General features: G+C 74.7%; 20 protein-coding genes and 1 pseudogene. 14 read left to right on the top strand and 7 right to left on the bottom strand.

All coding sequences use genetic code 11. From position 1 onward, the window contains the following. Positions 1-8: 8 nt before the first annotated feature. Positions 9-617: pseudogene (gene cofC, locus O7546_RS05180) on the bottom strand (2-phospho-L-lactate guanylyltransferase); the annotation flags it as partial. Positions 618-712: 95 nt separating this feature from the next. On the opposite strand from cofC, the gene O7546_RS05185 reads away from it, so the two are divergent. The 5 genes from O7546_RS05185 to O7546_RS05205 all read left to right on the top strand — a co-directional run bounded on the left by O7546_RS05185 (position 713) and on the right by O7546_RS05205 (position 5,673). Next, a complete protein-coding gene (locus O7546_RS05185; RefSeq protein WP_194799679.1) occupies positions 713-1,438 on the top strand; it encodes a lysophospholipid acyltransferase family protein in 726 nt (241 codons plus the stop codon). Next, a complete protein-coding gene (locus O7546_RS05190) occupies positions 1,435-2,442 on the top strand; it encodes an NAD(P)H-dependent glycerol-3-phosphate dehydrogenase (RefSeq protein ID WP_013284538.1) in 1,008 nt (335 codons plus the stop codon). Before O7546_RS05185 ends, O7546_RS05190 begins: the two co-directional genes overlap by 4 nt. An 11-nt stretch (positions 2,443-2,453) precedes the next feature. Beyond that, entirely contained in the window at positions 2,454-3,572 is a 1,119-nt protein-coding gene (locus O7546_RS05195) for a cystathionine gamma-lyase (protein WP_281600561.1), read from the top strand. A 172-nt stretch (positions 3,573-3,744) separates the two neighbouring features. Further along, a complete protein-coding gene (locus tag O7546_RS05200) occupies positions 3,745-4,536 on the top strand; it encodes a putative protein N(5)-glutamine methyltransferase (protein WP_194799681.1) in 792 nt (263 codons plus the stop codon). 87 nt (positions 4,537-4,623) lie between these two features. After that, a complete protein-coding gene (locus tag O7546_RS05205; RefSeq protein WP_194799682.1) occupies positions 4,624-5,673 on the top strand; it encodes an ROK family protein in 1,050 nt (349 codons plus the stop codon). Positions 5,674-5,695: 22 nt separating this feature from the next. Here O7546_RS05205 and O7546_RS05210 read toward each other — a convergent pair whose 3' ends face one another. Both O7546_RS05210 and O7546_RS05215 read right to left on the bottom strand, forming a co-directional pair. Next, the gene (locus tag O7546_RS05210) at positions 5,696-5,887 is read right to left on the bottom strand and encodes a DUF397 domain-containing protein (protein ID WP_194799683.1); all 192 of its coding nucleotides are present in this window, start codon (positions 5,885-5,887) and stop codon (positions 5,696-5,698) included. A gap of 4 nt (positions 5,888-5,891) precedes the next feature. Then, entirely contained in the window at positions 5,892-6,737 is an 846-nt protein-coding gene (locus O7546_RS05215; RefSeq protein ID WP_194799684.1) for a helix-turn-helix transcriptional regulator, read from the bottom strand. A gap of 234 nt (positions 6,738-6,971) precedes the next feature. Here O7546_RS05215 and O7546_RS05220 point away from each other — a divergent pair, with 234 nt between their 5' ends. Beyond that, complete coding sequence (locus O7546_RS05220) at positions 6,972-7,196, top strand: hypothetical protein (RefSeq protein WP_194799685.1); 225 nt, start codon at positions 6,972-6,974, stop codon at positions 7,194-7,196. 166 nt (positions 7,197-7,362) lie between these two features. Further along, the gene (locus tag O7546_RS05225; RefSeq protein ID WP_194799686.1) at positions 7,363-8,466 is read left to right on the top strand and encodes a D-alanine--D-alanine ligase family protein; all 1,104 of its coding nucleotides are present in this window, start codon (positions 7,363-7,365) and stop codon (positions 8,464-8,466) included. 38 nt (positions 8,467-8,504) lie between these two features. Here the strand turns inward: O7546_RS05225 and O7546_RS05230 are convergent, their stop codons facing one another. Next, positions 8,505-9,092, bottom strand: coding sequence for a DUF3515 domain-containing protein (locus O7546_RS05230; RefSeq protein ID WP_194799687.1), 588 nt, complete (start codon positions 9,090-9,092; stop codon positions 8,505-8,507). Continuing rightward, positions 9,093-9,326, bottom strand: a complete 234-nt coding sequence (locus tag O7546_RS05235) for an Lrp/AsnC ligand binding domain-containing protein (RefSeq protein ID WP_013284547.1) — start codon at positions 9,324-9,326, stop codon at positions 9,093-9,095. Positions 9,327-9,489: 163 nt separating this feature from the next. On the opposite strand from O7546_RS05235, the gene O7546_RS05240 reads away from it, so the two are divergent. Together O7546_RS05240 and O7546_RS05245 are read left to right on the top strand one after the other, a co-directional pair. Further along, on the top strand, positions 9,490-10,440 hold the full coding sequence (locus O7546_RS05240) for a thiamine-phosphate kinase (RefSeq protein WP_194799688.1): 951 nt from the start codon (positions 9,490-9,492) through the stop codon (positions 10,438-10,440). Between the two features lie 207 nt (positions 10,441-10,647). Beyond that, complete coding sequence (locus tag O7546_RS05245; RefSeq protein ID WP_135243728.1) at positions 10,648-11,115, top strand: GNAT family N-acetyltransferase; 468 nt, start codon at positions 10,648-10,650, stop codon at positions 11,113-11,115. Here O7546_RS05245 and O7546_RS05250 read toward each other — a convergent pair. Then, a complete protein-coding gene (locus tag O7546_RS05250) occupies positions 11,112-12,368 on the bottom strand; it encodes an ATP-grasp domain-containing protein (protein ID WP_281600562.1) in 1,257 nt (418 codons plus the stop codon). The two genes, O7546_RS05245 and O7546_RS05250, sit on opposite strands and share 4 nt — an antisense overlap. A gap of 219 nt (positions 12,369-12,587) precedes the next feature. Next, positions 12,588-12,779 (bottom strand): 50S ribosomal protein L28, encoded by a 192-nt coding sequence (rpmB, locus tag O7546_RS05255; RefSeq protein ID WP_011905179.1) that lies wholly within the window; start codon positions 12,777-12,779, stop codon positions 12,588-12,590. 209 nt (positions 12,780-12,988) lie between these two features. On the opposite strand from rpmB, the gene O7546_RS05260 reads away from it, so the two are divergent. From O7546_RS05260 to coaD, 5 genes are all read left to right on the top strand, one after another. Beyond that, positions 12,989-14,602, top strand: coding sequence for a DAK2 domain-containing protein (locus O7546_RS05260; RefSeq protein ID WP_194799690.1), 1,614 nt, complete (start codon positions 12,989-12,991; stop codon positions 14,600-14,602). Then, positions 14,599-16,800 (top strand): ATP-dependent DNA helicase RecG, encoded by a 2,202-nt coding sequence (recG, locus tag O7546_RS05265; protein WP_194799691.1) that lies wholly within the window; start codon positions 14,599-14,601, stop codon positions 16,798-16,800. The genes O7546_RS05260 and recG overlap by 4 nt, the downstream gene beginning before the upstream one ends. Before the next feature lie 76 nt (positions 16,801-16,876). Further along, positions 16,877-17,812 carry a serine hydrolase domain-containing protein gene (locus O7546_RS05270; RefSeq protein WP_194799692.1) on the top strand — a complete coding sequence of 312 codons (936 nt, stop codon included), beginning with the start codon at positions 16,877-16,879 and terminating at the stop codon, positions 17,810-17,812. Between the two features lie 80 nt (positions 17,813-17,892). After that, the gene (rsmD, locus tag O7546_RS05275; RefSeq protein WP_194799693.1) at positions 17,893-18,456 is read left to right on the top strand and encodes a 16S rRNA (guanine(966)-N(2))-methyltransferase RsmD; all 564 of its coding nucleotides are present in this window, start codon (positions 17,893-17,895) and stop codon (positions 18,454-18,456) included. Further along, positions 18,453-18,929 (top strand): pantetheine-phosphate adenylyltransferase, encoded by a 477-nt coding sequence (gene coaD / locus O7546_RS05280; RefSeq protein WP_194799694.1) that lies wholly within the window; start codon positions 18,453-18,455, stop codon positions 18,927-18,929. Before rsmD ends, coaD begins: the two co-directional genes overlap by 4 nt. The last annotated feature ends 151 nt before the right edge of the window (positions 18,930-19,080 follow it).

Raw genomic sequence — 19,080 nt, forward strand, 5'->3', positions numbered from 1 at the left:
CGGGCCAGCAGCGCGGCGGTGCGCGGCCCCACGCCCAGCCCGGCGGCGTCGGCCAGGTCCGCCGGGGTGTCCACGTCCCGGCGCAGGCTGGGCCACTCCCCGGCGAGCGGCAGCGCCCCGCTCGCCGCGTGCGCCGCGGCCGAGCCGGGCCCGAACCGCGGCGACAGCGCCGCGCCGGCCGGCGCGGCGAGCAGCACCGTGCCTCCCCCCGGGGCATCAGCCACGAACCCGCGTACCCGCTGGGTGGCCCGCAGCGCGGAGGCCAGGTCGGCCGGTCGCAGCGCGGGCAGGTCGGCGGTCAGGCAGGCCACCGCGGCGCGCGGCCCGACGACCGCCGCGCCGTGCCGGAACGCCGCGTTGAGGCCGCCGCCGGGGTCGCCGGCGACGTCGGCGCCCGTCGCGCCGGCCGCCGCCGCCACCAGCGGGTCGTCGGTGACCACGAGCACCAGGGCCACCGCCGGGCACGCCCGCACCGCGCGCAGCGTGTCGGCCGCCAGGGCCAGTGCCAGCTCCTCATGGGGTACGCCGGGCAGCGCGCCCCGCAGACGGCTCTTCGCCGCCGGCAGGCGCTTCACCGGCATCACCACGGTCCAGCGGGCCTCAGACACGCCGACCATCCTGCCAGCGGGGCCGCCGGTACCCGCACTGGCCGCAGCGGGGGCGAACAGGCATGATTCTGTGCCGGGGCGCGTGGGCGGATCGAGGAGGCACTGTGGCACGGCGCAGGCTGGGGTTCTGGCGACGGCTCGCCGTGGTGCTGGTGAAGCCGCTGATGACGGTCTGGACCCGGCGCACCTGGCGGGGCATGGAGCACCTGCGCGGCGACGGCGGCGTGATCCTCGTGCCGAACCACATCTCGCACGCCGACCCGCTCGTGGTCGCGCACTACGTCTACGACGCCGGGCGCTGGCCGCGCTTCCTCGGCAAGGCCAGCGTGTTCCGGGTGCCGGTGGTCGGCTGGATCCTGCACCGCTGCCAGCAGATCCCGGTCGAGCGGGGCACCGTCGAAGCGGTCAAGTCGCTGGACAAGCTGGTCGCCGCGCTGGCCGAGGGAGGCGCGGTGGTGATCTACCCGGAGGGCACCACCACCCGGGAGCCGGACCTGTGGCCGATGAAGGGCAAGACCGGCGCGGCCCGGCTGGCGCTGGCCACCGGCGCCCCGGTGGTCCCGATCGCGATGGTCGGCCCGGAACGGATGTTCGACCCGCGTACGGCCCGGTTCGGGCTGCGCCCGCGTACCCCGGTGACGGTGATCGCCGGGCCGCCGGTGGACCTGAGCCGCTGGGCCGGCGCCACGCCGACCCGGCCGATCCTGGAGGAGATGACGGACACCATCATGCTGCGCATCCGGGATCTGGTCGCGGAGATCCGCGGCGGCACACCACCGCCGCTCTGGCAGCGGCCCGCCCGCACCGGCACCCGGGAGGTCACCGAATGAGCGGGCACGTCGCCGTGCTGGGCGCCGGTTCCTGGGGGACCGCGTTCGCCAAGATCCTCGCCGACGCCGGGCGGGACGTGACGGTCCTGGCCCGCCGGGCCGCCGTCGCCGAGGCGATCCGGACCGGGCGGCACAACCCGGAGTACCTGCCGGGGATCCGCCTGCCCGAGCGGGTGACCGCCACCGGTGACGCCGCCGAGGCGATCGAGGGAGCCGAGGTGGTGGTGCTCTCGGTGCCCTCGCAGACGCTGCGCGGCAACCTCGCCGACTGGACGCCGTACCTGGCGCCGGACGCCACGCTCGTGTCGCTGATGAAGGGCATCGAGCTGGGCACCACCAAGCGGATGAGCCAGGTGATCACCGAGACCGCCGGGGTGCCCGCCGACCGGGTGGTGGTCGTCTCCGGGCCCAACCTGGCCCCGGAGATCGCCGCCGAACAGCCGGCCGCCACAGTGGTCGCGGGCACCGACAGCCGTCGCACCGCGCTGGTGCAGGCGTCCATCCGCACGCCGTACTTCCGCCCCTACACGAACGACGACGTGATCGGCTGCGAGCTGGGCGGCGCGGTGAAGAACGTGATCGCGCTGGCGTACGGCATCGCCACCGCGATGGGCTTCGGCGACAACACCCGCGCCATGCTGATGACCCGCGGCCTGGCCGAGACCGCCCGGCTGGGCGTGGCGCTCGGCGCCGACCCGATCACGTTCGCCGGGCTGGCCGGCATGGGTGACCTGGTCGCCTCCTGCTCGTCGCCGATGGCCCGCAACCGCACCTTCGGCGAGCACCTGGGCCGGGGCGAGACGCTGGAGCAGGCCCAGGCGGCCACCCGGCAGACCGCCGAGGGCGTCAAGAGCTGCCTGGCCATCCGCGACCTGGCCCGGGCGCACGGCGTCGAGATGCCGATCACCGAGCAGATCGAGCGGATCTGCCACGAGGGGATGGATCCGCGCCTGGCGGTGGACGCGCTGATGAGCCGTACCGCCAAGCCTGAGTCGTACGAGTGAACGGAGCGGGGATGAGCAGCGAGCACTGGGGTGACGGCACGCGCAGCGTGCACGCCGGCCTGCCGGACGCGGTACCCGGGCAGCCGTTCCTGCCCGGCCCGGTCTTCGCCGCGCCGTACCACCTGGACCCGGAGCGCGGCCCGTCGGCGGCGGTGGACGGGTACGGGCGGCCCGACAACCCGACCCGGCGGCTGCTGGAGACCGCGATCGGTGAGCTGGAGGGCGGCGACTGCCGGGTCTTCGCCAGCGGCCAGGCCGCCATCACCGGGCTGCTGCTGACGGTGCTGCGTCCCGGCGACACCGTGCTGCTGCCCGCCGACGGCTACTACTCGGTGCGCTCCTTCGCCTCCGGCGCGCTGGAGCAGCTCGGGGTACGTGTGGTGCTCGTGCCCACGGCCGGGCCGTACCCGTCGTTCGACGGTGTCCGGCTGGTGCTGCTGGAGACCCCGGCGAACCCCGGCCTGGATGTCGTCGACGTCGCGGCGGTGGCCGCCGCCGCGCACGCCGCGGGAGCGCTGGTGGCGGTGGACAACACCACCGCCACGCCGCTCGGCCAGCGCCCGCTGGACCTCGGCGCGGACGTGGTGGTCGCCTCCGGCACGAAGGCGCTGACCGGCCACTCGGACCTGCTGCTCGGCTACCTGGCGACACGGGACGCCGGGCTGCGGGACGCGGCGACCACCTGGCGCAACACCACCGGCGGTGTGCCCGGCGCGTTCGACTGCTGGCTGGCCCACCGGTCGCTGGCCACGCTCGACCTGCGGCTGGCCCGGCAGACCGCGAACGCGCGGGCGCTGGCCGACCTGCTCGCGGACCGCCCGGACGTCACCGGCCTGCGCTGGCCCGGACGGCCGGACGATCCGGCGTACCCGGTCGCGTCGGTCCAGATGCGGCGCGTACCGGGTGTGCTCTCGTTCGACCTGGATGACGAGCGCCGGGTGGCCCGGTTCCTCGCCGCCTCCCGCCTGGTGGCCGCCGCCACCTCGTTCGGTGGCCTGCACAGCACCGCCGACCGGCGGGCCCAGTGGGGCGACGACACGACGCCGGGCTTCGTGCGGTTCTCCTGCGGCGTCGAGGACACCGCCGACCTGCTCGCCGACGTGACGGCGGCGCTGGACGCGGCGGGCTGACGCCGTATCGGCCGCTGGGCTAAGGTGACGGGCAGCCACGGCCCGTGCGGCCCCGACCCGAGGAGGTGAGTCCGATCCACGAGCAGAGGACCGGCGCTCCCTCCGAGTCCGCGTCGCTTCGGGGCTGAGGCGACGCCGGGGGCGCCGACGAGCGCTTCCCGAAAGGCTTGCCATGGCATCCACCGTGTTCACCCCCGACCGCCCGGCCCTCGTCCGGCGGCTGCGCGCCGCCGGTTGCGTCTTCGCCGAGGACGAGGCGGACCTGCTGATCGCCGCCGCCGACTCGGCGCAGTCGCTGACCCGGCTGGCCGACCGTCGCGTCGCCGGCCTGCCGCTGGAGCACCTGCTCGGCTGGGCCGAGTTCTGCGGCCGGCGCATCGCCGTCCACCCGGGGGTCTTCGTGCCGCGCGGCCGGACCGCCCTGCTCGTCGACACCGCGACGGCGCTGGCCGGGCCGGCGCCCGCGGTGCTCGACCTGTGCTGCGGCTCCGGCGCCGCCGCCGTGGTGCTGCACGAGCGGCTGACGCCGCGCTGGCTGGCCGCCGCCGACATCGATCCGGTGGCGGTGGCCTGCGCCCGGCGCAACCTCGAACCACTGGGCGTCCCGGTCTACCAGGGCGACCTGTTCGACGCGCTGCCGGCCGGCCGGCGCGGGACGCTGGACCTGGTAGTGGCGAACGCGCCGTACGTGCCGACCGCCGCGGTGGCCTCGCTGCCGGCCGAGGCACGCCTGTACGAGGCGCCGGTGGCGCTGGACGGCGGCACCGACGGCCTGGCCGTGCTGCGCCGGGTCGCCTCCGGCGCGGCGCAGTGGCTCGCCCCGGGCGGGCACGTCGTGGTCGAGGTGAGCGTCGCGCAGGCCCCGGAGCTGTGCGCCGTGTTCACCGCCGCCGGGCTGCAACCGGCGGTGGTCCGCGACGAGGAACGCGAGGCGACAGCGGTGACCGCCCGCCGTCCCGGCTGACCGCGGCCGGGGAGTCCCGCCGGGGGGCGTGGCAGGTGGCCCGGACGGGAACTAGCCTCGGGTCAGGCGCGGCGGGAGGCGGTGGCGGTGGGCAGCGCAGGTGTGCCGGTGGTGGTGGGGCTGGACAACGGGGGCACTAGTGACAACGCCACGGTGCTCACAGTCGACGGCCGGTTCCTGGTGGACGGGCTGCTGGAGATCCCGAGCGACGTCGGCGCCGGCCCGGAGGCGGCGGTGGAGGCACTGGCGCGGGCGTTCGACGGCGTCCTGGCCCACACCGGCGTACCGCGTGACCTGGTCCGCGCGGTCGGGCTGGACACGCCCGGCCCGGCCAGCGCCACCGGTGTGATCTCGTCCCGCGGCTCGACGAACTTCTCCCAGCCCGCATGGCGGGGCTTCGACGTGCGCTCCGCGCTGGAACGGCGGCTGGGCCTGCCTGTGGTGTACGCCAACGACGGCAACGCCGCCGCCCTCTACGCCCACCACGTCTACTTCGGCGCCGAGGCGATGGCCCGGTCGTCGGTGTCCGCGATCGTCGGCACCGGGCTCGGCGGGGGCGTGGTGGAGTCCGGCCGGGTGGTCGGCGGCGCGGCCGGCATGGCCGGCGAGTTCGGGCACGTGCACATCCCGCTGGACGGCCTGATCGAGCCGGACCAGGCGGCGCCGGTCTGCGCCTGCGGTTTCACCGGGGACGCGGAGAGCGTCGCCTCGCTCACCGCGATCCGGCGCAACCTGCTGCCGTACTGGCTGGCCCGGCATCCGGAGCATCCGCTCGCGGCGGAGGAGCCGGACCGGGCGGCGAAGCTGCTGCGCGGCTACGGCGAACGCGGCGACCCGCTGGCCCGCCTGGTCTTCACCCAGCAGGCCAAGGCGCTGGGCCGGCTGTTCACCATCGCGGCCAACTTCACCGACCCGCACGCGTACTTCGTCGGCGGGGGCGTGGTGGAGGCGGCGCCGGAGTTCCGGGACTGGTTCCTCGCCGCGGTCGCCGAGCACACGGTGCTGCGGGAGGAGCAGCGGGCGGTGGCCACCTTCGCGCTGGTGCCGGACCGGGACATGGCCGGCGCGCGGGGGGTGGCCATCGCGGCGCTGGAGGCGGTACGCGGTGCCGCCACCGCCGCCGCCCCACTCGGCTGACGCCGCCCGCCGGACGGGCCGGTCAGGCGCTCGGCGGCGCGGCGGTGAACGCGGCCCAGGTGTGCGGCGGGAACACCAGCACCGGGCCGGCCGGGTCCTTGGAGTCGCGGACCGCCACCGCGCCGGGCAGCGGCGCCATCTCCACGCACGCGCCCTCGTCGCCGCTGTGGCTGCTCTTGCGCCAGCGGGCCGGTGTGGGATTCGTGCCGTTCATCTGGTCACCTCTCGTTCAGCAGGCGGAGGAGCTGGTCCCGACTGGCCGCCGGGCTCAGCGCCACGGTCCGCAGGTGCTCCATGATCTTGGCGCAGGTACGCAGGTCACTCGGCCGGTCGAGGACCATCTGCCCGGCGACTGTCTCCACCGAGGCGATGATCGGGTCCTCCGGGTCGGCGAACTCCAGGATGTGCAGCGATCCCCGGGTGCCCCGGTGGTAGCCGGCGGCGAGCGGGATCACCTGCACCGTGACGTTCGGCAGCTCGGCCATCTTCAGCAGGTGCTGGAGCTGGCCGGACATGACCGAGTGGTCACCGACCGGGCGCAGCAGCGCGCCCTCGTCGATGATGGCGTCGAGGATCGGCGGCTCGGACCCGGAGAGCCGCTGCTGGCGGTCCAGCCGTAGCTGGACCCGTTGCTCCACCTGCTCGTCGGTGAGCGTGTGGGGGCCGCCGCGCATCACCCCGCGGATGTAGTCGGCGGTCTGGAGCAGACCGGGCACCACAGACGGTTCGAAGTTCGCGATACCGGTGGCCTCGGCCTCCAGCGCGATGAAGTCGATGGTGCGCTGGTCCAGCAGGTACGAATAGGACACCCACCAGCCCGGCTTGCGGGCGTCCTTCGCCAGCTGCACCGCCGCGGCGATGTCGGCCGGGTCCACGCCGTAGCTGGTCAGCAGCGCGCGCACGGTGGCGGGGCTGACGAGCGTCTGCGCGTTCTCGTAGCGGGACAGCGTGCTCCGGGTGCTGTTGATCTCGTCGGCTGCGGCCTCCAGGGTGAGGCCGACGGCCTCCCGGTGGGTCCGCAGGGCGATGCCGAGCCGTCGGGCCCGGGCGGTCTTCGGCGCCATGCATCGATGGTCGCACATCTCTCGGGAAAGTGGGCGTGAGAGAAAGTCGATGAGAGTTGCATTCACGCCGGTCAACCTGTCAATGTGTGACGGCGTCCTCACCGCCGGTTGTCGTGGCGACGGTGGTGGTGAGCGACCGGAGGGGATGGGGCGCGCGGTGGTCGGATTCTTCACTCCCCCACGATCCGACCGCCGCGTGCCCCTGCCGGTCCACGAGACGGGAGGAATTGCGCGGTGACCAGGTTCCTCGTCGTCCTCACCGACGTGCGTCCGCCGGACGGCAGTCGACGCGACGAACGGACCAGCCCGGAACGCCGCCGTCAGGTCGTCGGCGCCAGCAGCCGGGAGGCGGCCGACCGGATCGCCGGCGCGTTCATGGCGCTGGGCATGGTGCGGGCGGGCCGGCAGCGGGTGAAGGTCATCGCGGTCGGCCGCCGGCCCCGGCACCCGGCCTTCTGAGGCACACCACTCCGTTACTCCCCGTATATGTCACCTTGACCGTTTGCCACGCGACTCCGCGTCTCCCCGGGTAACGACCACCACTTGCGGCAACGCACAGTAAGGTCAGTCGGGTGAGCGCCACCGGCGAGCACGGCCAGCCGCAGTCGCGAACGATGAGGTGACCATGACCACCCCAGGCAAGACCCGTGTGGCGATCGTCTTCGGCGGCCGCAGCCCCGAACACGGCATCTCGTGCGTCAGCGCCGGCAGCGTGCTGGCCGCGCTCGACCCGGACGAGTTCGAGGTGGTCCCGGTCGGCATCACCCGGCAGGGCCAGTGGGTGCTCGCCAGCGGCGACCCGAGCCGGCTCGCCATCGCCGACCGCAAGCTCCCCGAGGTGACCGCCGGCTCCGGCGCCGAACTGGTGCTGCGCGCCGACCCCGCCGTCGGCGGCCTGATGGTGCTCGACCCCGCCCAGGGTCCGGTCGCGCTGGCCGACGTGGACGTGGTCTTCCCGGTGCTGCACGGCGCGTACGGGGAGGACGGCACCATCCAGGGCATGCTGGAGATGGCCGACATCCCCTACGTCGGCGCGAACGTCTTCGCGTCCGCCGCGGCCATGGACAAGGAGTTCACCAAGAAGCTCTGCGCCGCCGAGGGCATCCCGGTCGGCCCGTACGCGGTGCTGCGCGCCGGGATGTCGCTCAGCGACGAGGACAAGGAGCGCCTCGGGCTGCCCGTCTTCGTCAAGCCGTCCCGGGCCGGCTCCTCGTTCGGCATCACCAAGGTCGACGACTGGGCGGACCTGGACGCCGCGCTCGTCACCGCGCGGGAGATCGACAGCAAGGTGCTCGTCGAGGGCGCCGTGGTCGGCCGCGAGATCGAGTGCGGAGTGCTGGAGGGCGAGGCCGGTGGCGCGCCGGAGGCCTCAGTGCTCGCCGAGGTGCGGATGATCGGCGACCAGGACTGGTACGACTTCGAGGCCAAGTACATCTTCGCCGACCAGGTCTGCGAGTACGACGTACCGGCCGACCTGCCCGAGCCGGTCGCCCGGCAGGTGCGCGACTACGCCACCCGGGCCTTCACCGCGCTCGACTGCTCCGGCCTGGCCCGGGTCGACTTCTTCGTGACCCCGCAGATGGATGTCTACCTCAACGAGATCAACACGATGCCGGGCTTCACCCCGACGTCGATGTTCCCGCGGATGTGGTCGGCCAGCGGGCTGGAGTACCCGAAGCTGGTCAACCGGCTGATCCGTACCGCCCTGCACCGCCGCGCCGGCCGCTGACGGCCGGCACCGCCCGCCGGCCGCTGGGCCGGCGGGCGTCAGGCGGAGCAGCCCGAGGGGGCCTGCTTCGCCGAGGGGACCGAGCTGACGATCGTGTCGGAGATCGAGGTCACCCACTGCAGCGGCGGCTCGTACGACTTCGGCATCCGCACCCGGATCGGGGTCTCCCGGTCGACGGTGGTCAGCACCGTGGCGTCGGCCTCCTGCGCCGCGTGCCAGCAGACCTGGTTGACCGTCCACACCTCGTCGGTGGGCGGGAACTCCGCCGGGCTGCCGCCGCAGGCCACGGTCAGCGCCGGGTCGCCGTACGCGGCGTTCTGCTCCGGGCCCGCGGTGACCGGACGCTGCGGCAGGTCACGCACGCTGTCCGGGAGCTGCGACATCAGGGCGCGGCAGAGGATGGTCGGGCGCTCGGCCAGGGCCGGGGCGGGCATCTCGACCGGCGCGCTGGACTGCGCCCGGGGACTCGCCGACGCGCTCGGCGCGGCGTCCGGCGACTCCGGGGCCAGCTTGGCGAACGTGAACCCGGCCACCGCCAGGGTCACCGGCACCGCGACCAGCGTCGCCCAGAGCGCGGCACGGCGGGTGGCGCCGTCCCGGCGGGGGGAGGTGTCCTTCTCGTCCACTTACAGCCGCACCACCGAACACGTGAGGGTGCGGGTGATGCCGGGCACCATCTGCACCTTGCTGACGATGAGTTTGCCGAGCTCGTCGACGGTGTTCGCCTCGGTGAGCACCACCACGTCGTACGGCCCGGTGACGGCGTCGACCCGTACCACGCCGGCCAGGTCCGCGATCAGACCGGCCACGTCACGCGCCCGGCCGACCTCGGTCTGGATGAGGATGTACGCCTGTACCACGACTCGACCTCCGTCCGTCGCCTCCGGGCGACCCGAAGGGTGAAACTACCGTACTGAGCGGCCGTGATCCCTATCGGTTGCCGGTCGGACGCGGTGAGCGAGCACACGCCGGTGCGGACAGGGGTGGGACGTGCGGAACGACGCAGCGGAGCGAGGGGACGGAATGACTGTCACTGATGTCGGCGAGTTCGGCCTGATCGGCCGGGTGACCGCCCGGCTGGCACAGGGACGGAACTGCCTGCTCGGCCCCGGCGACGACGGCGCGGTGGTGGCCGCGCCGGACCGGCGGGTGGTCGCCTCGACCGACGTGCTGGTGGAGGGGCGGCACTTCCGCCGTGACTGGTCGTCGGCGCGGGACGTGGGACACCGGGCGGCGGCGGCCAACCTCGCCGACATCGCCGCGATGGGCGCCACCCCGACGGCGCTGCTCGTCGCGCTCTGCATGCCGGCCGAGCTGGACCCGGCCTGGGCCGAGGAACTGGCCGACGGGCTGGGCGCGGAGGCGGCGCTGGTCGGCGCGAGCGTGGTCGGCGGGGACATGTCCGGCAGCCCGACGCTCACCGTCGCGGTGACGGCGCTCGGCGACCTGGCCGGCCGTGACCCGGTGGTGCGCTCCGGCGCCCGCCCCGGTGACATTGTGGCGCTGGCCGGACGCACCGGCTGGTCGGCGGCCGGCTACACCGTGCTGTCCCGGGGTTTCCGCACGCCGCGGCTGCTGGTCGAGGCGTTCCGCCGCCCCGAGGTGCCGTACGCCGCCGGACCCGCTGCCGCCGCAGCCGGGGCCACCGCCATGATCGACGTGTCGGACGGGCTGCTGGCCGACCTCGGGCACGTGGCGACCGCCAGCGGCGTCGCGATCGACGTGAGCCGCGACGCGTTCGAGGTGCCCCGGCAGATGCGGGACGCGGCGCAGGCGCTCGGCGTCGACCCGTACGCCTGGATCCTGGCCGGCGGCGAGGACCACGCGCTGGCCGCGACGTTCCCGGCGGACGCCGCGCTCCCGGACGGCTGGTTGCCGGTCGGGCGGGTGGCGGCCGGCGCCGGGGTCACCGTCGACGGCGCCGCCTACAGCGGTCCGCGCGGCTGGGACCACTTCCGCCGGACGGCGGAATAGTCGGCACGGCCGCCGGACGGCGGAATAGTCGGCACGGCCGCCGGACGGCGGAATAGTCGGCACGGCCGCCGGACGGCGGAATAGTCGGCACGGCCACCGGACGGCGGAGTAACCGGCGCAGCCGCAGGGCGGAGTGACCGGGCGGGAGTGATCTGCGTCCGACCCCCGGCGGCCGGGCCGGGCCGGCGGCGGTCGTAACCTGGCACGGTGAGCGAGATCGAGATCCGGGAGCGGCGCTTCGACGCGCCCGAGTCGCAGGCGCTGATCCGGGCGGCGCTGGCCGACCTCGGCGCCCGGTACGGCGGCAGCGGCGACGAGACCCCCGTCGACGCGGCCGAGTTCACCCCGCCGGACGGCACGTTCCTCGTCGCCTACCTGGACGGGCGGCCGGTCGGCTGCGGCGGCTGGCGCAGCCACGGCGAGGACGGCGACACGGCCGAGCTGAAGCGGATGTACACCGACCCGGCGGCCCGGGGCCGGGGCGTGGCCCGCGCGGTGCTCGGAGCGGTCGAGCGGTCCGCCCGCGATCACGGCCGCAAGCGGATCGTGCTGGAGTGCGGCGACAAGCAGCCCGAGGCGATCGCCATGTACACCTCGGCCGGCTACGAGCGGATCCCGAACTTCGGCTTCTACAAGGACGCCCCGGGCTGCCTGTCGTACGGCCGTACCCTCTAGCCCACCGAGATGCGGATCGCCCCGGCGGCGCGACGGGCGGCGTCCGCCGCCTCGTCCGGGGTGGCACCCCAGGTCATCAGGTGCCCGCTGCGGTGCGCCGAGGAGAGCAGCTCCGGCACGGTCTGACCGACCTTCGTCTCCACCTGCACGTCGAGCACGCCCGGCACGCGCAGCGCGTCGCGCCTGCCGTCCACGGCGGTCACCCGGCCGGGCGGCGCGATCAGGAACTCGATCGCCGCCGCGCCGGTCGCCCGCGCCGGCAGCTCCGGCCGTTCGCCACGCAGGATCCGCAGATACGCCTCGATGACGTCCCGCTCGTAGGCGATCGAGATGAGCGCGGTGATCATGTCGCCCGGCATCCGGGCCGCGCACTCCACCAGCGTCGGCACGCCGTCGGCGAGGATCCACTCGCTGTGCAGCATGCCGCTGCCGAAGCCGGCCGCCTCGGCGAGGCGTACCGCGGCGGCGCGCAGCGCGTCGTTCGCGTCGGCGGGCAGCGCGGACGGCACGGTGTGGCCGGTCTCGACCGGGTAGCGGCCACCGGCGATCCGCTTGTCGGTGACGTTGGCGAAGACCACCTCGCCCTCGGCCACGAGCAGCTCCACGCTGTGCTCGGAACCGACAAGCAGCTCCTCGACCAGCACGCCGGTGGGCAGGCCGCGCTCGGTGGCCTCGGCCGGGTCGGGCGGGGCGGCGCTGGCCGCCCAGCGGGCCGGCACCTCGGCCGCGTCGGTGATCAGCTGCACGCCCAGGCTGCCCGAGCGGCGGGTGGGCTTGAGCACGCACTGCCCGCCGTGCGCCTGCGCGAACTCCACCGCCCGCGCCGGGTCGTCGACCAGCTCGTACGCCGGGTTGGCGAGCCCGATCCGGTCGGCGAGCAGCCGCATCCGGTGCTTGTCGGAGAAGACGTCGGCGGCCTCCACCCCGGCGCCGGGCAGGCCGAGCCGGTCGGCGAGCCGGGCGGTGGCGCCGACCGCGTACTCCAGGCCGGGCAGTACCAGCCGGGCGTCGGCGAGGCCGGGCTCGCGGGCGAGCAGGGCGTCCGGGTCGAAGCCGGTCTGGTACTCGGCCGCGACGAGACGCCCGATCATCGGCAGCCGCTCGGCGAACCGGGCCAGGTCGCGGCGGGCGATCACGTCCGGCTCCTCGACCAGCACCACGCTGCCCGGCGGCAGCTCCTGGTCGAACCAGCTCAGCGAGCCGAACGACGCGCCGACCACCACCAGTTGCTCGCGACCCAGATCGAGGTCCACCGGTCACCCTCCCCACGGCTCGCGCCGGAACCGGACGGCCGGCGCAGCAGCACCCTAACCGGCCGGATCGAGGCGGTCGCCGTACGGTCGGTCAGGGGTGCGGGGGCGGGTCGGCCGATACCGGGCCGGTGGGCACGGCGTGTCGCCGGACACGACAGAAGCCGGCGGACCCCGAAGGGATCCGCCGGCGACCGACGATGTTCCGGTGGCGCTACCGCGTCAGGCGCGGGTGACCTTGCCGGCCTTGATGCACGAGGTGCAGACCTTCAACTTCTTGGTGTTGCCGCCACCGGCCGGGGTGCGCACCGACTGGATGTTCGGGTTCCAGCGGCGGTTGGTCCGCCGGTGCGAGTGGGACACGTTGTGGCCGAAGCCCGGCCCCTTGCCACAGACGTCGCACACGCTAGCCACGGGATACTCCTGGGATTGAAACGTTCATGAGGTCGCCGCCAGGCGCTGCCCGGGCAACCTGGTCAGGTTACCCGATGACAGTCGGTACGCCCAACCGGCCCTTTCGCGAGCCCACCCAGCGTACCGGCGTCCCGGCCGGGCCGTCCGCCGGGGCGGACACGCGGCGACGACCCCGGCGCGTGTCGGTGTGCGCCAGTAGGCTTCCCGACGTGCTGGAGACCCTCGACGCCGCAGCGGTACGCCGCTGGTGCGCGAGCGGGCTGACCGCCCTCCGGGCCCACCAGGGCGAGATCGACGACCTGAACGTCTACCCGGTGCCCGACGGCGACACCGGCACCAACCTGGTGCTCACGTTCACCTCGGCCCAGCAGGCCCTGGCGATGGACCTCGGCACCCTCCCCGACGACGGGCACACCCCGCACGGGCACGCGCTGCGGCTGATGGCCCGGGGCGCGCTGCTCGGCGCACGCGGCAACTCCGGGGTGATCCTCTCGCAGATCCTGCGCGGTCTCGCCGACACGCTCGCCGCCGTGCCCGCGGTGCGCGGGCGGCAGCTCGCCGACGCGCTGGCCGACGCCACCACCGCCGCCTACGCCGCTGTCGCCCGGCCGGTCGAGGGCACGCTGCTGAGTGTGGTCGCCGCCGCGGCGCATGCGGCTCGCCGGGCGGACAGCGACGACCTGCGCGCCGTGGCCCGGGCCGCGAGCGAGGCGGCGGCGCACGCGCTGGCGCGTACCCCCGAGCAGTTGCCGGAGCTGGCCCGCGCGGGCGTCGTCGACGCCGGCGGGCGCGGCCTGTGCCTGCTGCTGGACGCGCTGGTCGAGGTGATCACGGGGGAGAGCCCGGGCCGGCCGGCGCCCGCGCCGCCCGCCCGCCGCGCGCCGGTCACCTCCGTGCGGGAGAGCGGCTCCGACGCGTACGCCTACGAGGTGCAGTATCTGCTCGACGCAGGCGACGACGCGGTGACCCGGCTGCGCGCCGAGCTGGACGCGCTCGGCGACTCCCTCGCGATCGTCGGCGACGGCGCCGGCACCTGGAACGTGCACGTGCACGTCAACGACATCGGGGCGGCGGTCGAGGCAGGCGTGGTCGCCGGCCGCCCGCACCGGATCAGCGTGACCCGCTTCGCCGACCAGACCGCCCCGGCGCCCGGGCCGCAGGTGCCGCTGCCGGAGGGGCGGGCCGCCGTGGTGGTCGCCACCGGCGCGGGCATCGCGGAGCTGTTCGCCGCCGAGGGCGCCGTCGTGGTGCCCGCCAACCCGTCCACCGGTGAACTGCTCGACGCGATCCGGGCCACCGGCGCCGCCCGGGTGGTGGTGCTGCCGAACGACCCGAACACCCAGTCCGTGGCGAGCGCGGCAGCCCGGGAGGCGCACGGCCTCGGCGTGAAGGTGAGCGTGGTGCCCACCCGCTCACCGGTGCAGGCGCTCGCGGCGCTCGCCGTCCGCGATCCGAAGCGGCGGTTCGAGGACGACGTGATCGCGATGGCCGAGGCGGCCGGCGCCTGCCGGTACGCCGAGGTCTGCCACGCCGCCCGGGAGGCGCTCACCGTCGCCGGCCCGGCCCGCCCGGGTGACGTGCTGGCCCTGGTCGAGGGCGAGGTGCACCTGATCGGGCAGGATCTGGTCGACACCTGCACCGCAGTGGTGGACCGGATGCTCGGCGGTGGCGGCGAACTGGTCACGCTGCTCTGCGGCGCTGACGCGCCGGCCGGGCTGGCCGACCGGGTCCGCGCGCACGTCGAGGGGGCCTGGCCGTTCGTCGAGGTGCAGGCGTACGAGGGCGGGCAGCCGCACTATCCGCTCCTGGTGGGGGTCGAATGACTGGTGAAGCGGCCACTGTGGACACGCCGCTGAAGAAGCTGGTCGGTGAGCGCACCGCGAAGGCGCTGGCCGGGCATCTCGACCTGCACACCGCGGGCGACCTGATCTACCACTTCCCGCGCCGGTACGACGAGCGCGGCGAGCACACCGACATCCGCTCGCTCGACGTGGGGGAGCAGGTCACGGTGCTCGCCCAGGTGCAGCGCACCGCCGTGCGCCCGATGCGCCAGCGGCGCGGCAACCTGCTGGAGGTCACCGTCGGCGACGGTTCCGGCGGCGTGCTCACCTGCACGTTCTTCGGCAACCAGGCGTGGCGCGAGCGGGAGCTGCGGCCCGGCCGGTGGGGGCTGTTCGCCGGCAAGGTGACCGAGTTCCGGGGCAAGCGGCAGCTCAACGGCCCGGAGTACGTCCTGCTCGGCGAGGGCGGCGAGGGCGAGGCGGCGGCGAACGAGGAGGTCGAGGAGTTCGCCGGGGCGCTGATCCCGGTCTACCCGGCCGCGGCGGCGGTGCCGACCTGGGTGATCGCCCGCTGCGTCCGCGTCGTGCTCGACACGTTCACCCCGCCGGAGGACCCGCTGCCGGCCACCGTGCGGGCCACCCGCAACCTGGCCGACATCGGCACCGCGTTGCGTGAGATCCACCGTCCGACCAGCAAGGAGGCGCTCTACCGGGCCCGCCGCAGGCTGAAGTGGGACGAGGCGTTCGCCGTGCAGCTCACGCTGGTGCAGCGCAAGCAGCGGGCGGCGGCGTCCCCGGGACGGGCCCGGCCGGCGAAGGCGGGCGGCCTGCTCGACGCGTTCGACGCGCGGCTGCCGTACGAGCTGACCTCCGGCCAGCAGGTCGTCGGGCGGGAGATCGCCGCCGACCTGGCCCGGCCGCACCCGATGCACCGGCTGCTCCAGGGCGAGGTGGGCTCCGGTAAGACGGTGGTGGCGTTGCGCGCCATGCTCCAGGTGGTCGACGCCGGTGGACAGGCCGCGTTGCTGGCCCCGACCGAGGTGCTCGCCGCTCAGCACCACCGGGGCATCCTCGACCTGCTCGGCCCGCTCGGCCGGGCCGGTGAGCTGGGCGCCGCCGAGGACGCCACGCGGGTCGAACTGATCACCGGTTCGCTCGGCGCGGCGGCCCGGCGCCGGGCGCTGGCCGAGGTGGCCGAGGGCCGCGCCGGCATCGTGCTCGGCACGCACGCCCTGCTCTACGAGGGCGTCGACTTCCACGACCTCGGCCTGGTGGTGGTGGACGAGCAGCACCGCTTCGGCGTGGAGCAGCGCGACGCGCTGCGCGCCAAGGCCGAGCAGCCGCCGCACGTGCTGGTGATGACCGCGACACCGATCCCGCGCACCGTGGCCATGACCGTCTACGGCGACCTGGAGACCTCCACGCTGTCCCAGCTCCCGCAGGGCCGTTCGCCGATCGCCTCGCACGTGGTCCCGGCCGCCGAGAAGCCGGCGTTCCTCGACCGGGCCTGGCGCCGGTTGCGCGAGGAGGTCGCGAAGGGCCACCAGGCGTACGTGGTGTGCCCGCGGATCGGTGAGGGGCCGGTGTCGGACGAGGAGGCGCCGCGGGAGGACGACAACGGCCGGCGCCCGCCGCTGGCGGTGACCGAGGTGGCCCCGCTGCTGGCCGAGGGGCCGCTGCACGGCCTGCGGATCGGGGTGCTGCACGGGCGGCTGCCGGCGGACGAGAAGGACGCGGTGATGCGCGCGTACGCCGACGGCGAGCTGGACGTGCTGGTCGCGACCACAGTGGTCGAGGTCGGCGTGAACGTGCCGAACGCGACGGTGATGATCGTGCTGGACGCCGACCGGTTCGGAGTCTCCCAGCTGCACCAGTTGCGCGGCCGGGTGGGCCGGGGCTCGGCGGCCGGTCTGTGCCTGCTTGTCACCGAGGCGGCCGAGGGCTCGTCCGCGCGGGAACGGCTGGACGCGGTCGCCTCCACCACCGACGGGTTCAAGCTCGCCGAGCTCGACCTGGAGCAGCGCCGCGAGGGCGACGTGCTGGGCGCCACCCAGTCCGGCCGGCGCTCGCACCTGCGGCTGCTGTCGCTGCTGCGCGACACCGAGCTGATCCGCGACGCGCGGGCCGAGGCGATCGAACTGGTCGAGGACGACCCGGATCTGGCTCGGCACCCGGCGCTCGCGGCGTCGGTGGCCGCGCTCGTCGACGAGGAGCGCGCCGAATACCTGGAGAAGGGCTGACGCGCGGGCCCGGCCGGCGCCCCGGTGCGGCGTCGCGGGACTGCGGCACGGGCGTCGCGTGCCTAGGCTCGCGCAGATGTCGACACCATCACTCGAACACGGCGTGCTGCTTCTGACCCGGGGCGACGACCACGTGGTGGACCGGGTGGCCGGCGTCGCCGACGAGGCGTCCGGCCGGCGGTGCACCGCGGCGACGCGGTTCCAGATCGCCTCGATCAGCAAGCAGATGGCCGCCGTGGCGGTGCTGCTGCTCGCCGAGCGGGGAGCGCTGAGCCTGTCCGACCCGGTGGTACGCCGGCTGCCCGGCACGCCGCCGCCACAATGGTCCGGCATCACGCTGCACCACCTGCTCACCCACACGTCGGGCCTGGGCCACTGGGAGGACTACCCGGCGATCGACCTGCACGGGCCGGCCGAGCCGGACGAACTGCTCGACCGGTTCGCGGCGCTGCCGCCGCTGTTCCGGCCCGGAACCGCGTGGCACTACAGCAGCCCCGGCTACGTGCTGCTGGCCCGGACCGTCGAACGGGTGGCCGACCGGCCGTACGCCGATTTCCTCGCCGAGGAGGTCTTCGCGCCGCTGGGCATGACTCGTAGCTTCGCCGGTTCCGGCGACGGGCGAGCGGACGTGGCGATCGGGCACGAGGGCGGCCGTCCGGTGCCGTCCTGGGACCTGACGACGGTCAGCCTGGGCGCGGGTGACGTCTGGAGCACCGGGGCGGACCTGCTCACCTGGCTGGACGTACCGCGCCGGGGCCGGCTGCTCGGCGCGGCCTCGGTGGCGGCGATGACCGCGCCGCACGCGCCCACCGGGCGACCCGACGAGGCGTACGGCTACGGCTTCTTCGTCGGCCCGCTGGCCGGCCGGCGGGCGCTGCACCACTCCGGGGACAACGGCGGCTACAAGGCGTTCGCCGCCTGGCTGCCCGACACCGACCAGCGGCTCGTGCTGCTGACCAACCGGGCCGAGGTCGATCCGCGAACGATCACGTCGGCGCTCGACGCGGTCTGACCGCCCGTACGCACGGCGAGGGCGCGCCGGCCGGGTGCTCGGCGCGTCGCGTAGCGTCGGGGCATGCACAGGGAGCGACGGTGACCCGGATCGTGGCCGGCACGCTCGGCGGCCGGCGGATCGCCGCGCCGCCGGGTGCCGGCACCCGGCCCACCTCCGACCGGGTCCGCGAGGCGCTGTTCAGCGCCGTGCACTCCCACGTCGATTTGGACGGGGCGCGCTTCGCCGACCTGTACGCCGGTTCCGGCGCGGTCGGTCTGGAGGCGCTGTCCCGGGGCGCGGCGCACGTGCTGCTCGTCGAGTCCGACGCGCGGGCCGCCCGGGTGATCCGGGAGAACATCGCCGCGCTGCGGGCCGCGCCGGCCGCGCGCCTGGTCACCGGCAGGGTCGCGACCGTGCTGGCGGCGGGTCCGGACGGCGGGCCGTACGACGTGGTCTTCGCCGATCCGCCGTACGCGGTGCCGGACGCGGAGATCACCGCGATGCTGGCGGCGCTGGTCGACGGCGGCTGGCTCGCACCGGACGCCCTGGTGATCGTCGAGCGGTCCAGCCGTACCGGACCGGTCACGTGGGTGGAAGGTGTCACTCCGGAGCGCAGCAGACGTTACGGCGAGACCACTCTTTGGTACGGTCGCCGATCATGAGACGTGCGGTCTGCCCGGGCTCGTTCGACCCGGTCACCAACGGACACCTCGACATCATCGGCCGGGCCAGCCGGCTGTTCGACGAGGTGATCGTCGGAGTGCTGGTCAACCAGTCCAAGCAGGGCCTGTTCACGGTCGAGGAGCGGATCGACATGCTCCACGAGGTCACCGCCTCGTACGACAACGTCCGGGTGGAGTCGTTCCGAGGCCTGCTCGTCGACTTCTGCCGGGCGCAGCAGGCGAGTGTGCTGATCAAGGGCCTGCGCGCGGTGAGCGACTTCGACTACGAGTTGCAGATGGCCCAGATGAACATCGGCCTGGCCGGCGTGGAGACGCTCTTCATGCCGACCAACCCGCTCTACTCGTTCATCTCGTCCAGCCTGATCAAGGACGTGGCGAAGTGGGGCGGCGACATCTCCGCCCACGTCCCCGACCTGGTCCGCGCCCAGCTGACCGCCCGCCTCCGCCCCTGACCCCCGTCTCACCCTCCCTCCGCCCACCCACCCCCGCGATCTTGCAGTTTCGGCCCGGACATTCCTCCCGCAAGGGACGGACGCCGGGCCGCAAGTGCAAGATCGCCGGGGAGAGGGGACGGGGAGGGTGAGGGCGGGGCGACGCGCCGGG

It is taken from the genome of Micromonospora sp. WMMA1976 (assembly GCF_027497335.1).
In the GTDB taxonomy this organism is placed as follows: domain Bacteria; phylum Actinomycetota; class Actinomycetes; order Mycobacteriales; family Micromonosporaceae; genus Micromonospora; species Micromonospora aurantiaca.